The organism is Isoptericola sp. AK164, from assembly GCF_029643425.1.
Classification (GTDB): domain Bacteria; phylum Actinomycetota; class Actinomycetes; order Actinomycetales; family Cellulomonadaceae; genus Isoptericola; species Isoptericola haloaureus.
Genome location: NZ_CP119106.1, coordinates 193,140 through 207,259, shown reverse-complemented (window position 1 = coordinate 207,259; position 14,120 = coordinate 193,140). Strand labels below are relative to the sequence as shown.

Genomic DNA, 14,120 nt, shown 5'->3' with positions numbered 1-14,120 from the left:
CCCTCACCGGCCAGGTACTTGGCGATCGAGATGTCCCCTGCGGAGGTGCGTTCGGAGGACGCCCTGTTGGTGACGGTGACGGTCGCCGGCTCGGCGGCGCCCGCGTCGAGAACCAGCGGGTCCGGCGTGATGACGGGCGTTCACCAGACGACACCCTCGGGGGGCTCCGGCAGGGAGACCTCCGTGAAGGAGACGGCGTCGCCGTGCCGCAGCCCCTCCACGACGACGGGATCGCCGTCGGCCGGGAGCTCGACGGTGCCGCTCTCGTCGACGTCGGGTCCGACGGTGACCTCCCATTCCACGGTGAAGAACTCACCCTCGAAGTCGGAGGCGTCGACCACGGAGCCCTCGGCGAACTCCTTGTGGATCGAGAAGGGCACGTCGGCAGCCTCGTAGGTGTTCGTCACCGTGATGACCGGCGTCGTCGGGGACGCCGGGTCGATGGTGATCGACTCCGGGTCGATGGTCACGTCGGAGAAGTCGGCGTTCTCGACGTCCGGGGCGGTCAGCTCCGAGAACTCCACGACGTCGCCCTCGAGCAGGTCGTCCGGTCCGGCGACGACGGTGCCGTCGGCCTGCACCTCGAGCGTGCCGGACCGCCCGGTGGAGGGGCCGTCGACGACCTCCCAGGTGACGGTGAACGTCGTGGTCGGGTCGACGAGTGGTGCCCCGTTGCCGTCGATCGCCTTGACGACGTCGAAACCACCGGTGGCCGGGATCGGGGCGACCCCGAACGTCTGGTCCGGGTCCTGCAGGTCCTCGTGGCCGGCCACCTCGGTGCCGTCCAGAGCGACGGACTGGAAGATGACGAGGTCCTGCCCGGCGTACAGCGCCGCCTGCTCCGGCGTCACCGGAATCGCGACGTCCACGGTGCCGCTGGACGACGTGGGGGTGAACGTCGTCGTCGCGGTGATCCCGGTGTCGGTGCCGTCGGCGGCCATGACGGTCGCGGTGACGGTGTACTCGGTCTCCGGCTCCAGCCCGGTGTAGGAGACCGTGTCCACGACCGTGCCGCCGTCGGCCGGCAGCAGTCCGTCCGCGGAGTCCGCGACCACGGCCTGCGAGGTGATCTCCGGGGTGTCGTCGACGTCGCACAGGAGCTCGCCGAGGAACGTGTGGTGGTGCAGCTCGCCGCCGCCACCACCGTTCTCACCGCCGGTGGTGAAGTCGTCGATGAACCACTGGCCGTTCGTCGTGCGCGAGGACGTGTAGACGACGTCCACCCCGGGCGCCCAGACGGCGCCGTACTCGAGACCGTCGACGGTCACCGGACCGGAGGCCTCGGACATGTCGAGCATGATGAAGGACGACAGGTCCTGGTCGTTCCAGCCCTCGAAGTTCAGCGGACCGACCGTCGTCGTCGGGTCCGAGACGCGCACGACCAGCGGCGCCTGCGCCGACGGGATGTACCCGCCGGCGTCGTCGAGCTTGACGACGGTGCCGGCCACGTCCTCGTAGTCGATCCAGTTGGGGATCGTGGTCGAGAAGTCGGAGACGGACGTCAGGTTCCCGTCGCCGGTCACCGTGACCTCGTGGCCGAGCTCCGGGTCGAGGAACATGTCGGCCAGGCACTGGTTCGTCCGGGCGACCTGGGCGTCGAGGTCGTCGAAGTAGTCGGCGACGCTCGCGCGCTCCGTCGCCACGTCGTCCTGCCAGGTCGCCCCGTCGTACGGCAGGCGCTCCAGGTCTTAGGTACCCCCGGCGGCGTTGGTCAGGCGCGTGTACCCCGAACCCCGCTCGGCCGCCGAGACGCCCGCGAGGTCGACGAGCTTCGCCGTCGCGGTGGCCTCGGGCGAGTCCGGGGCGATCGTTCCCGAGTCGTCGCGGTTGGTCACCGTGAACGCCCCGGCGCCGGTGAAGCGGTCCGCGAGCGCCCGCACCGGGTCCCCGTCGACGGTCGGCACGGTGTAGTCCGGGCTGCCCGCGGCCTGGTGGATGAACGGGTAGTTCTGGCTGGTCGTGGACAGGCTGCCGAACGCGGCGACCGACCCCTCGAACTCGCCGTTGTTGAGCCGGGCGTCGCCGGTCGCCACGGCGGAGAAGCCCTGGTTCACCGCGAAGGGGTCGTACCGCTCGACGACGGCCTGGGCCGGGGCGACCGCCGCGGCCCCCACGAGTCCCGTGGCGACGGCGAGGGCCCCGAGCCGGGCCGTCGCGCGGCGGACGGAACGGCGGATCTCCCGAGCGGCACGCGTCATCCCAACTCCTACTTCACCGGCGGCGCCCCTGACGCGTCCTGCGCGCGCCCCGGGCAGCAGTTGCTGCCAGCACGCTAAACGCGAGATCGTGGGAGCGCACGTCGGAGCGCGCCGGCGCTAGGGTCGGGAAGCATGACCGAGCCAGCGTTGCGGATCGTCACGCACCACCACGCCTGCCTCGAGATCGTGGCCGACGGCGGCCGGGTCCTGGTCGACCCGGGGGAGTTCTGGCCCGCGCCGGACCTCGACCGGGTGGACGCCGTGCTGGTCACGCACGAGCACCCCGACCACGCCGACCCGGCGGTCCTGGCCGACGCGCTGCGGCGCGGGATCCCGGTCCTCGGACCGGCCTCGGTGCGCGCCGCGCTCGACGCGGAGACCGCCGCGCGGTGGCAGGTCCTCTCCCCCGGCGACGAGGTGTCCGTCGCCGGTCTCGACGTCGTCGTCGGAGGCGGGGAGCACGCCGCGATGCACCCCGAGACGGCCGGGCCGGAGAACCTCGCCTACTTCGTCGCCGGGACGGTCCTCGTCACCGGCGACCGGCACACGCCCTGGGACGGGCCGGTCCCCGTGCTGGTCACCCCGGTCGACGCCCCGTGGCTGCGGGCCGTGGACCTCGTCCGGTACGTCCGCGAGATCGCGCCGCACACCGTCGTCGGCGTGCACGACGGGCTGCTCAACGACACCGGTCTGTCGATCGCCGACCGCGTGCTGACCTCGCTGCAGCGCGAGGGCGTGACCCGCACGGTGCGGCCCGCCGTCGGCGAGGAGATCACGGTCCCCTGACCGGGACCTGCCGCTCGCCGGCGAGCGGTGAGCACGGGTGCGGTCTCCCTGAGGGTGTGGGTGACGTCACCCTCGCCAGGGAGTCCGACGCGTGTGCGCCGAACGGGTCATGATCAGGCAAACAGCCGACCGGCACTCGTCACCGGTAGCGCGTCATCCGCGCGGGGCCGCCCCGGCGACGGGCTCGCGCTCGGCGCGCGCCTCGGGCGCGGTGAGGTGTCCCGTGCGGCGCAGCCACACCTCGGCGAGGATCGTCGTCAGCGGCGGGACCGCGGCGGCGAGCGCCACGAGGGTGCGCCACAACCCCCACCGGTACCGCACGGCGACGACCAGCGCGACGACGCCGTACGCGACGAACGCCCCGCCGTGCAGCCGCCCGAACAGCCAGACGCCGAGGTCGGTGACGCCCGCGACGTGCTCGAGGTACATGCCCACGAGCAGCCCGGCCCAGGTGAAGGCCTCGACCCAGGCGACGACGGCGAAGAGGCGGCCGAGGCCGGTCAGCGGCGGGACGGCGGTGGCAGGCGCGGGCATTCGAGAGGTCCTTCGGGGTGGACGGGCGGGGTCGTCCTGGGCAACGTGCGGCCGCGGCACGGGGTTCCGTGATCTGCCCCACGACCTGCGAGGATCGACGCATGGGCGTGCGGAGGGCCGGACGACGGCGGTGGCTGCGGTGGACGGCGGCGGGTCTCGGCGCGCTCGCGCTGGTGACAGGCGTGCTGGCGGTGCTGGTGTGGAACGGCGTGGTCTGGCCGAACCGGTTCCTGGTCGGCGGGTACGAGGTGCGCGGCGTCGACGTCTCGAACTATCAAGGAGAGATCGACTGGCCGGTGCTGGCCGCCCAGGACCTCGACTTCGCGTTCATCAAGGCGACCGAGGGCTCCAGCCACGTCGACGAGCGGTTCGCGGCCAACTGGGACGGTGCACGGAGCACGGACCTGGTGGTCGGCGCCTACCACTTCCTCAGCTTCGAGAGCCCCGGGGAGCGCCAGGCGGCGCACATGATCTCCCAGGTACCGGCCGACGCCGGCACGCTGCCGCCCGTGGTGGACGTGGAGTACTACGGCGAGTTCATCACCGACCCGCCGAGCCGGGACGAGCTGCGCGGCATCCTCGACCCCCTGCTGGCCGACCTCGAGGCGCACTACGGCGCGCCGCCGATCATCTACACGACCCAGGAGCTGCGCAGCTCCTACCTCGGCGACGACTACGACCGGTACCCGCTGTGGATCCGGTCGGTCGCGCTCACCCCGGACCTGCCGCGCGAGAGCTGGGAGTTCTGGCAGTACTCCGACCGGGACCACCTGGACGGGTACGTCGGCGAGGAGGAGCACATCGACATGAACGTCTTCGACGGCTCGCTCGGCGACCTGGACGCCCTCACGCTGCCCTGACCGGGCCGTCCCCGAGACCCGGGCCGCCTGCCCTGTCGACCGGTCGCGGGTCAGCGTTCGAGGACCGCGGTGAGCTCCTCCGGGGTGGTCACCGGCCGGTCGCACACGAACCCGCGGCACACGTAGGCGGCAGGTTCGCCGTCCACGAGCTGCCGGTCGGCGAGCAGCGGCACCCCGGACATGTCCGGCATCCCGGGGACGACGACGGCGCCCGCGGTGTGCGCACGACGTGCGGCGTGCAGCAGCTCGGCCGCCCGGCCGGACCCGACGTCGTCGTCCACGTGGCGTACCCCGATCCCGGCGCGGCTCGCGTCCAGGAGCACACCGCCGTCACCGCCGGCCCGCGCCCCGACCACGGCGACCTGCCGCGGCCCGTCCGCGAGCGCCTCGGCCGCGGCGAGGACCCCGCCGGCGAACCGGGGGGCGCGCCGGGCGAGGGTGCCGGAGGCCCGCACGGCGTCCTCGGCGAGCCGGCGGTACCGCTCGGACCCGGTGAGCGCGGCGGCGGTGAACAGCGCCTCGGCCATCGCCGACTGGCCCGACGGCTCGGGGCCGTCGCTGGGGTCGCGGGTGCGCACGACGAGGCGCTCGGCGTCGGACCCGACGTCGTAGAAGCTGCCGTCCTCCGCCGCGAACAGCTCGATCGCGGTGTCCAGCAGCTGCACCGCGGAGTCGAGCCACTGCGCCTCGCCGGTGGCCTGGTGCAGGCACAGCAGGCCGCGCGCCAGGTCGCCGTGGTCGGCGGCGACGGCCGGCGCGTCCCCGACGAGGCCGCCGCGGGACGCCCGCCGCAGCCGCCCCTCGACGACGTGCTCGGCGAGCAGGAACGAGGCGCAGTGGCGGGCGGCGGCCACCCACAGCGGCTGGTCCATCATGGCGCCGGCGTCGGCGAGGGTGGCGATCGCGATGCCGTTCCAGGCGGTGACGACCTTGTCGTCCCGGTGCGGCTGCGGGCGCTCCAGGCGGGCGATGCGCAGCCGGGCCCGGACGTCGGCCCACCACTGCGGATCGGGGTCGGTCGGCATCTGCAGCGTGGAGGTGCCGTGCTCGAAGGTGCCCTGCTCGGTGACGCCGAGGACCTGCGCGGCGCGGTCGCCGTCGTCGTTCCCGAGGACCTCACGCAGCTGGGCGGGCGTCCACACGTAGGTGAGGCCCTCGACGCCGCGTCCGTCGACCACCGTGTCCGCGTCGAGGGAGGAGGCGAAGCCGCGCGAGGAGGTGGCCAGGTCGCGCAGGATGAAGCCCGCGGTCTCCTGGGCGACGCGCTCGGCGAGCGGAGAGCCGGTGGCGCGCCACCAGCGGGCGTAGACGCCGAGGAGCTGGGCGTTGTCGGCCAGCATCTTCTCGAAGTGCGGCACGACCCAGGCGGCGTCGACGGCGTACCGGGCGAACCCGCCGCCGAGCTGGTCGTAGATGCCGCCGCGGGCCATCGCGGTGCAGGTGCGCTCCACCATCTCCAGCGCCGCGGGGTCGCCGGTGCGGGCGTGGTGGCGCAGCAGGTGGTCGAGGGTCATCGACGGCGGGAACTTGGGGGCGCCGCCGAACCCGCCGTGCGTGGTGTCCGCCTCGCCGCGCAGGGTCTGCACGGCGGCGGCGAGCTCGGCGTCGTCCAGCGGGGCGGCCGGCATGCCCGACGTGGTCCGTGCGATCGCCTCGGTGACGGCGCCGGCGCGCTGGGTGACGGCGTCGCGGGCGTCGGCCCAGGCGTCGCGGACGGCGCCGAGCACCTCGAGGAACTGCTCGCGCGGGAAATAGGTGCCGCAGTGGAAGGCCTCGGCGTCCGGCGTGAGGAACGCCGTCATCGGCCAGCCGCCCTGCCCGGTCATGGCGGTGGTGGCGGCCATGTAGACGGCGTCGACGTCGGGGCGCTCCTCGCGGTCGACCTTGATCGGCACGAAGTGCTCGTTGATCACCGCGGCGACCTCGTCGTCCTCGAAGGACTCGTGCGCCATGACGTGGCACCAGTGGCAGGCGGCGTAGCCGACGGAGAGCAGGACGGGCACGTCACGACGGCGGGCCTCGGCGAAGGCGGCCTCGCTCCACGGCCACCAGTCGACCGGGTTGTCGGCGTGCTGCCTCAGGTAGGGGGACGTGGCGGAGCGAAGTCGGTCGGCCATGCCCCCCACGCTACGCGCCCGTGCCGACCACGTGGTGTCGAGGGCTCTGCGCGGATCCGCTGCGAGCGCGGCAGCGCCGGAGCAGAATGAGTCTCGCCGAGCCCCCGCCACTCCGGCAGGGAGCCGGTCTCGTCGAAAGGCGGCCGTGATGCGACGGAGCATCCCGCCCACCCGGTTCCGCGCGCTGCCGGCCGCCCTGGCCGTGGCCCTGCTCGCCGCCGTCCCCACGGCGCCCGCCCAGGCCACGCCGCCAGGCGGGGACGACCTGGTGGTCATGACCCAGAACCTCTACGTGGGGACCAGCCTGGACCCCGCCCTGACGGCGACGACGCCGGACCAGCTCGTGGCGGCCGTGGCGCAGATGTACGCCACGGTCCAGTACACCGACTTCCCGGCCCGTGCCGAGGCCGTCGCCGACGAGATCGAGGCGCACGGCCCGGACCTGATCGGCCTCCAGGAGGTCGCCCGCTGGACCACCACGGGGCCCGGTGCGCCAGAGGGCTACGACTTCCTGGCGATCCTCCAGGCGGCGCTCGACGAGCGCGGTCTGGACTACTCGGTCGCCGCGGTGTCGGAGAACGCCTCGATCGGGCCGGTCCCGTTGGCGCTCCCCGGCTGCCTGGTCCCCACGCCTCCCTTCGTCACGTGCGCGGTGCAGCTGGACGACCGTGACGTCATCCTCGTCAACGACGACACGCCCGGCCTGCGCTGGGACGACCCCCGCAGCGGTCGGTACGCGGCGCAGGGGGCCTTCGACACCCCCATCGGTCCGATCTCCTTCGACCGGGGCTGGGCCAGCATCGACGCGACCCTGGACAGACAGCCGTTCCGGTTCGTCACCACCCACCTCGAGATCGCGGCCTTCCCGGAGATCCAGCAGGCCCAGGCGGCCGAGCTCCTGGCCGGCCCGGCGCGCGGCGGCACGGTCATCGTGGTGGGCGACGTCAACTCCGCCGCCGACGGGTCGACCACGACGAGCTACGCACAGCTCACCGCACGGGGCAAGCTCCGGGACGCCTGGGACGAGGACGTGCTGGGCGCGGGCTCCACCTGCTGCCAGCGGTCGAACACGCCGCCGCTGGCCCCCGGGGCGCTCAACAACGTCGACTCGACGCTGGACCACCGGATCGACCTCGTCCTCGGACGCGGCGCCGCGCGGTCGGACGGCAGCCGGGCCGAGCTCGTCGGGGACCAGCCGTTCCAGGCGGCGCCGCCCTTCTGGCTCTCGGACCACGCGGGCGTCGTGGCCGAGTTCCGGCTCTAGCGGTGGGGGCCGTTCTGCGCTGACCGGCGGCTCGTCGGCGTCAGGTCGGCATCGGATCGGCAGTTCGTGGCCGGGTCGGCACTTTGAACTGCCGATCCGACCACGAACTGCCGATGTGATGCCGATCCGACCCGTCAGATCAGCGGGACAGCGGGCCCACGGCGGCGACGTCGCCCTCGAGGACCGCCGACCCGCCGGCCGGCCGGAACCCCATCGCGACGTTGATCGCGAGCATGTGCGGGTTGTCCTCGTTGTTCCACGTCCAGATGCGTTCGGCGTCGGGCCACCGCCGGGCGTGCTCGCGCAGGTTGGCGCACTTGACCAGCATCCCGAGCCGGCGCCCGCGGTGCTCCGGCATGACGACGGTGGTCTGCTGGTCGGAGTAGGCCGGGTGCTGCGGGTCGTGGTCGAGCAGCGTCGCCGCGACGAGCTCGCCGGTGGGCTCGTGCTCGGCGCAGGTGGTGACGAACCGGCTCCCCACGGCGCGGGCCTGCTCGATCTCGTAGCGCAGCCGGGCGGCGTCCCAGTACTCGGGCTCGAGATCGAGACCCGGGTTGGGCTCGTCGATGGTCAGCCGCTCGATGAGGGCCGCGTACCCGGCGAGCCACCGGTCGGGGATGTCGTCCTCCCACACGTGCAGGCGGTAGTCCGACCCCGCGGCGGCGCGCGCCTCGTGCTCGAGGCGGGCGACGACGTCGGCGTCGGCGGGCAGGTCGAGGACGGAGCGGCGGGCGATCATCTTCAGGTCCAGGCCGGCGGCGCGGGCGAGCCGGAGCCCGGGCAGTCCGGCCGAGATCCGGCCGTTGCCGGTGGGCGCGACGACGGCGTCCGGGGCGTCGGCGGGCGGCTCGACGGCGAACTCGACCTCGACCAGGAGACGGCTGCGCCCCACGGCGCGGGAGCGGTCGACGACGGCGTCGACCAGCGCCGCACCGATCCCCCGGCCCCGGTGGTCCGGGTGGACGGCGACGTGCACGTCGGCGACGTCGACGTTGTCGAGCAGGTCGCAGCCGACGACCCCGTGCCCGAGGACGCGCGGCCCGCCCGCCGGGGTGCCGCCGTCGGGCAGGGTGCCGCCGTCGGCCGGTGTGGCGCCGTCGTCCACCGCGACGAGGCGGTGGCGGCGGCGGTAGGTCTGGTCGGCCATGGCGACCGTGATCTCCCGCGCCGTGGGGGCGCCGTCGGCGAGGCCGCGGTCGGCGAGGGAGACCGCGCGCTCGACCTCCGCGATCCCGCGGTAGGCCCACGCGTCCGGGTGGTCGGGGCCGTCCGCGTGCGGGGCCTCGACGATGCGCCAGTGCATGACTCCACGATGACCGGAGCGTGGCGCGGACGCCATGGAATTTCGCCTCCGACGCCGGGTCTCGCGGCGGGTGAGCGCCGCCGCGGCGGGTTAGGGTTCCACACCGTGACCGATCCGACCGCTCCCCTGCGCGCCGTCCTGCCTGTGCGGACGAGCCGCCTGGTGCTGCGCACCTACCGGGAGGACGACGTCGAGCCGATGCTCGCGTACTACAGCGACCCGGAGGTCGCCCGGTTCCTGCTCGAGGAGCCGTGGACGCGCGAGGAGGCGGAGATCAACGTCGCGCGGCGGATGCTGCGCGACGGGATCCACGAGCCGGGGTCGGCGCTGGCGCTGGTCGTGGAGCACGAGGGGGTCGTCGTCGGCGACATCGCCCTGTGGACGACCGGGGACACGTCCTCGCGCGGCGAGGTCGGCTGGGCGTTCCACCCGCAGCACACCGGCAAGGGGTACGCGACCGAGGCGCTGCGGTCGCTGCTGGCGATCGCGTTCGACCGGTACCGGATGCACCGCGTGGTGGCCCAGCTCGACGCCCGCAACACGGCGTCGGCGAAGCTCTGCGAGCGTGTCGGGATGCAGCGCGAGGGGTACCTGCGCGCGGACTGGTGGTCCAAGGGCGAGTGGACCGACACCCTGGTCTACGGGATGCTCGACAGCGACTGGAAGCGTCCCTGATCCTCCCTCTCTCCTCGCCGACCATGCCCTGAGGGCTCGTGGGGGCGGCGCGACGCGACGACTCGTAGAATCGATTCGATGAGCACTGCCGGGCCCGCCGTCGACCCCCGCCGCGCCACCGTCATCCTCCTGGCGATGGCCTCGTCGACGTTCCTGTTCGTCACCGTCGAACAGCTCCCCGCGGGCCTGCTCACCCTCATGGCGCCCGACCTCGACCGCACCACGGCCGCCATCGGGCTGCTCGTGACCGTCTACGCGCTCGTCGTGCTGGTGACCTCGGTGCCGCTGGCGCACCTGACCCGGCACCTGCAACGTCGATGGGTGCTCGCCGCCTGCGCGGGCGTCGCCGCGGTGGCGACCCTGTGGGCCGCGCTGACGCCGTCGTACGAGCAGCTCATGGCGGCGCGCGTGGTGACCGCGATGGCGCAGGCGCTGTTCTGGGTCGCCGTCGTCCCGGCGACGGCCGGGCTCTTCCCGCCCGGCGTCCGCGGCCGGGCGATGGCCCGGCTGGCGATCGGCAACTCGCTCGGCCCGGTGCTCGGCGTGCCGGCCGGGACGTGGCTCGGCGAGGCGACGTCGTGGCGGTGGTCGTTCGCCGCCGTCGCCGCCGTGTCCGCGGTCATCATGGTCGTCGTCATCGTGCTGTTCCCGGCGGTGTCGCCGCGGTCCGGCGGGGCGAGCGAGGCGCCGTTCCCCTCGATGCGGCGGTACGTCTCGCTCATGGTCGTCACCGTGCTCGCCGTGACGGGGTCGTTCGGCATGATCACGTTCGTCACCCAGTTCCTCATCGACGTCGCCGGGTTCTCGCAGTCCGACCTGCCCGTGCTCCTGCTGCTGCAGGGCGGGGCGGGTGTCGTCGGGGCCGTGACGGTCGGGCGGTTCCTCGACCGGCGGCCCGTGGGGGCGCTCCTGGTGGGCATGATCGTGCTGGTCGTGGCACTCGTCGGGCTGTGGACCCTCGGGTCGTGGCCCGTCGCCGCGGTGGCGTTCCTCGCGCTGTTCGGGTTCTCGTTCTCCACAGTGCCGCCCGTGCTGTCGCACCGGGTGCTGCTGATCTCGCCGCGCGGGACGAACATGGGCCAGGCGATCTCGTCGTCGCTGTTCAACCTCGGGATCGCCGGCGGGTCCGGCCTCGGGGCGCTGCTCGTGTCGCTCGTCGGGGTGCGGTCCGTGCCGCTGGTGGGGGCCGGGATCGTGGTGCTGGCGCTGGCCGTGGCGCTGTGGGAGGAACGGACGAACCCGCCGATCGGGTCGCTCGTGGAGCGCGGGGTCGGGGAGGTCCTGGCCGAGGACGGCGGCGGCGCACGCTAACCCTGGCCCGATGAGCCTAGTTACGATTAGACTAACTCGATGATCGACCGTTACGACTGGCCGCGCGTCGAGCAGTTCCGCAACCGCACCGCCGAGCTGCGCCGGATCGAGGCCTGGTGGACGGCGGACAGCCCCGAACCCCTGGCCGTCTCCGGACGTCGGCGCGTCGGCAAGTCCTGGCTGCTGCACCGCGCCGCTCACGGCAAGCCTGCCGTCATGCTCGTCGCCGACCGGATCGCCCCCGGTATGCAGCTCGACCGGATCGCCGCCCAGCTCGCCCCGCACCTCGGCGTGACACCACGGCTGGAGAACGCCGCCGACCTCCTGCGAACGCTGTTCCGGCTGGGCCGCGACCAGAAGATCCTCGCGGTGGTCGACGAGTTCCCCTATCTCCTGGGAACGTCGGCCGCGGAGCAGGACCGTCAGCTGACCGAGGTCCAGGCCGTCCTGGAGGAGGAGCGCGACCGGTCGCGGCTGCAGCTCGTCCTCGCGGGTTCGACCCTGTCGGTCATGGAGTCGCTGCAGGCCGAGAAGAACCCGCTGCACGGGCGGACCCTGCCGCTGCGGCTGCGCCCCCTGCGGTTCGCGCACGCCGCGAAGTTCATGCCCGACGACGACCCCGAGACGCGCCTGCAGCGCTACGCCGTCGCCGGCGGGATGCCGCGCTACCTCGCAGCCCTCTCGGGACGTCCGCTGCTGGAAGCCGTCACCGATCAGGTCGTCGATCCCTACGGACCGCTCTTCAACGAGCCGTTCGCGCTGCTCTCGGCAGAGCTCCGCGAGCCCACGACCTACCTGTCGATCCTCGCCGCGCTCGCTGCCCGACCGCAGAGCGTCGGGGACGTCGCGAACGCCCTGCACACTCCCGCGCAGAGACTGAGCGAGTACCTCGCGACGCTGGAGGAGCTCCACCTGGTCTCGCGCCACCGACCCGTCGGCGCCTCCTCGCGGAGCCGCAACACACAGTGGCGCTGCGACGACGACTTCCTGCGGTTCTGGTTCCGGTTCGTGCACCCCCGCCGGGGAGACCTCGAGGCCGGGCTGGACCCTCGCGGATATGTCGAGACCCAGGTGGCGCCGTCGTTGGCCGACCACGTGGCCCCCACCTTCGAGCGGGTGCTCCGCGACTGGATCCGTGCCCAGCGGGGAGCGGACGCCCCCGAGGTCGGCGGCTGGTGGGGGTCCGCGCTGCACCCGCTGCGCCGCGCCCGGACGCGGTTCACCGAGGAGATCGACGGCGTCGCGCTCGACGGCTCGTCCGTGCGGGTCGTGGCCGAGGCGAAGTGGACGTCCGCGCCGATGGACGTCGACGTGCTGCGCGACCTGCGCGGGTACAAGATCCCCGCGCTGGCGCAGGCCGGCCTCGAGGTGGGCGAGGCGGAGATCGTGCTGGCCGCGCGGTCGGGATTCACCGAGCGGCTGGAGGCGGCTGCAGCGTCAGACCCCTCCGTGCGGCTCGTCCCCGCGGCCGAGGTGCTGACCGTCGGGTGAGCCCGGCTCGGCCGGACATCTCGTGCCCGACGGCGTCTCCGCCGTCGGGCACGAGAGGTCCGGTCAGGGGCGTTCGCTCGTCTCGCCGGCGGTCTCCGGCTCGCCGTCCGGCTCGGCAGGTGCCGGGTCCGGGGGCGAGACGTGGCCCAGCACGGCGGGCTGCACGCCGCGGACGGCGTCGTGCGGTGCCATCTCCTGCGTGTCCTGCTCGGTGAGCTGGTCCCCGTTGAGGAGCAGGTTGAGCAGGATCGCGGTGATCGCACCGGCGCTGATGCCGGAGTCGAAGATCAGCTGGAACCAGGTGGGGAACTCGGCGTAGATCTCGGGCGTGACCGTCGGGAGCATCGCGACGCCGAGGGAGACGGCCACCACCAGGATGTTCTTGTTGTTGAAGCGGACCCGCGTCAGCGACCGGATGCCCGAGGCCGCGACCATGCCGAACAGCGCGATCCCGGCGCCGCCGAGCACGGCGCTCGGCACGCCCTCGACGACGGCGCTGACCTTCGGCACCAGACCGAGGACGATGAGGATGAGGCCGGCCATCGTCGCGACGAACCGCGAGGCGACGCCCGTGAGGCTGACCAGGCCGACGTTCTGGGCGAACGCCGTGTAGGGGAAGGTGTTGAAGAAGCCGCCGAGCACGGTGGACAGGCCGTCGGCGCGCAGGCCGTCGGCGAGGCGCTTCTTCGTGACCTTCTTGTCGACGATCTCGCCGACGGCGATCATGTCGCCGGTGGTCTCGACCATGATCACCAGGCCCACGACCAGTATCGAGAGCACGGCGGCCGGCGGGAAGGTCGGCACGCCGAAGTGCAGCGGGGTGACCACGGCGAACCAGCCGGCCTCGCCCACGCCCGACCAGTCGACCTTGCCCATCGGCAGCGCGGCGAGGGTGCCCAGCACGAGGCCGATCAGCACCGAGACCCGGGCGATGGCGGCCGGGGCGAACCGCTCGATCAGCACGATGAACAGCAGGGTCCCGGCAGCGAGGCCGAGGTCCGACGGCGCGGCGGACTCGTTCTGGTTCGTGATCCAGCCCGCGGCGACGTCCATGAGCGAGACGCCGATGATGAGGATGACCGTGCCGGTGACCAGCGGCGGGAAGAACCGGAGCAGCGCCGAGAAGAACGGCGCGACGAGGATCATGAACAACCCGCAGGCGATGGTGGCGCCGAAGACCGCGGTGATGTCGTAGGTGGTGCCGATGCTGATCATCGGGCCAACCGCCGCGAACGTGACACCCTGCATCAGCGGCAGCCGGACACCGAACCGCCAGAAGCCGACGGACTGGATGATCGAGGCGATGCCGGCGACGAACAGGTCGGCGCTGATGAGGAACGCCAGGTCCTCGGCCGAGTAGCCCAGGGCGCCGCCCACGATGAGCGGGACCGCGACGGCTCCCGCGTACATGGCGAGCACGTGCTGCAGCCCGAGCGGGAAGAGCCGTGCGAGACGGGGGATCTCGTCCACCGGGTGCTTGCCGGGCGGAGCTGCTGGTTCCGTGGTGGTCGTCGCGTCGCTCATCGCCGGTCCCTTCGTCCTCGGGAGATCGCGCCGCGGGCGGCGCGCGTTGAGCCGACG

At 73.2% G+C, this 14,120-nt stretch carries 12 protein-coding genes; 6 read left to right on the top strand and 6 right to left on the bottom strand.

The window, feature by feature from the left end; translation table 11 throughout:
- Window positions 1–140: 140 nt before the first annotated feature.
- Together PO879_RS00945 and PO879_RS00940 are read right to left on the bottom strand one after the other, a co-directional pair.
- On the bottom strand, window positions 141–1,643 hold the full coding sequence (locus PO879_RS00945; RefSeq protein WP_278236078.1) for a DUF5979 domain-containing protein: 1,503 nt from the start codon (window positions 1,641–1,643) through the stop codon (window positions 141–143).
- Between the two features lie 45 nt (window positions 1,644–1,688).
- Window positions 1,689–2,198 (bottom strand): collagen-binding domain-containing protein, encoded by a 510-nt coding sequence (locus PO879_RS00940; protein ID WP_278236077.1) that lies wholly within the window; start codon window positions 2,196–2,198, stop codon window positions 1,689–1,691.
- A 132-nt stretch (window positions 2,199–2,330) separates the two neighbouring features.
- On the opposite strand from PO879_RS00940, the gene PO879_RS00935 reads away from it, so the two are divergent.
- Window positions 2,331–2,984 (top strand): MBL fold metallo-hydrolase, encoded by a 654-nt coding sequence (locus tag PO879_RS00935; RefSeq protein WP_278236076.1) that lies wholly within the window; start codon window positions 2,331–2,333, stop codon window positions 2,982–2,984.
- 153 nt (window positions 2,985–3,137) lie between these two features.
- On the opposite strand, the gene PO879_RS00930 is transcribed toward PO879_RS00935, so the two are convergent.
- On the bottom strand, window positions 3,138–3,518 hold the full coding sequence (locus PO879_RS00930; protein ID WP_278236075.1) for a DUF3817 domain-containing protein: 381 nt from the start codon (window positions 3,516–3,518) through the stop codon (window positions 3,138–3,140).
- A 101-nt stretch (window positions 3,519–3,619) separates the two neighbouring features.
- On the opposite strand from PO879_RS00930, the gene PO879_RS00925 reads away from it, so the two are divergent.
- Window positions 3,620–4,378 (top strand): GH25 family lysozyme, encoded by a 759-nt coding sequence (locus PO879_RS00925; RefSeq protein WP_278236074.1) that lies wholly within the window; start codon window positions 3,620–3,622, stop codon window positions 4,376–4,378.
- 50 nt (window positions 4,379–4,428) lie between these two features.
- Here PO879_RS00925 and PO879_RS00920 read toward each other — a convergent pair whose 3' ends face one another.
- Window positions 4,429–6,495, bottom strand: coding sequence for a thioredoxin domain-containing protein (locus PO879_RS00920; protein WP_278236073.1), 2,067 nt, complete (start codon window positions 6,493–6,495; stop codon window positions 4,429–4,431).
- Window positions 6,496–6,643: 148 nt separating this feature from the next.
- On the opposite strand from PO879_RS00920, the gene PO879_RS00915 reads away from it, so the two are divergent.
- Window positions 6,644–7,759, top strand: coding sequence for an endonuclease/exonuclease/phosphatase family protein (locus PO879_RS00915; RefSeq protein ID WP_278236072.1), 1,116 nt, complete (start codon window positions 6,644–6,646; stop codon window positions 7,757–7,759).
- Window positions 7,760–7,898: 139 nt separating this feature from the next.
- On the opposite strand, the gene PO879_RS00910 is transcribed toward PO879_RS00915, so the two are convergent.
- A complete protein-coding gene (locus PO879_RS00910; protein ID WP_278236071.1) occupies window positions 7,899–9,062 on the bottom strand; it encodes a GNAT family N-acetyltransferase in 1,164 nt (387 codons plus the stop codon).
- A 105-nt stretch (window positions 9,063–9,167) separates the two neighbouring features.
- On the opposite strand from PO879_RS00910, the gene PO879_RS00905 reads away from it, so the two are divergent.
- The 3 genes from PO879_RS00905 (at window position 9,168) to PO879_RS00895 (ending at window position 12,539) form a co-directional block, all read left to right on the top strand.
- Window positions 9,168–9,737: a GNAT family protein gene (locus PO879_RS00905; protein ID WP_278236070.1), complete on the top strand. Its 570-nt coding sequence runs from the start codon at window positions 9,168–9,170 to the stop codon at window positions 9,735–9,737.
- Window positions 9,738–9,815: 78 nt separating this feature from the next.
- Window positions 9,816–11,048, top strand: coding sequence for an MFS transporter (locus PO879_RS00900; RefSeq protein ID WP_278236069.1), 1,233 nt, complete (start codon window positions 9,816–9,818; stop codon window positions 11,046–11,048).
- 39 nt (window positions 11,049–11,087) lie between these two features.
- Window positions 11,088–12,539, top strand: a complete 1,452-nt coding sequence (locus PO879_RS00895; RefSeq protein WP_278236068.1) for an ATP-binding protein — start codon at window positions 11,088–11,090, stop codon at window positions 12,537–12,539.
- Between the two features lie 63 nt (window positions 12,540–12,602).
- On the opposite strand, the gene PO879_RS00890 is transcribed toward PO879_RS00895, so the two are convergent.
- Entirely contained in the window at window positions 12,603–14,063 is a 1,461-nt protein-coding gene (locus PO879_RS00890) for a nucleobase:cation symporter-2 family protein (RefSeq protein WP_278236067.1), read from the bottom strand.
- Between the last annotated feature and the right edge of the window lie 57 nt (window positions 14,064–14,120).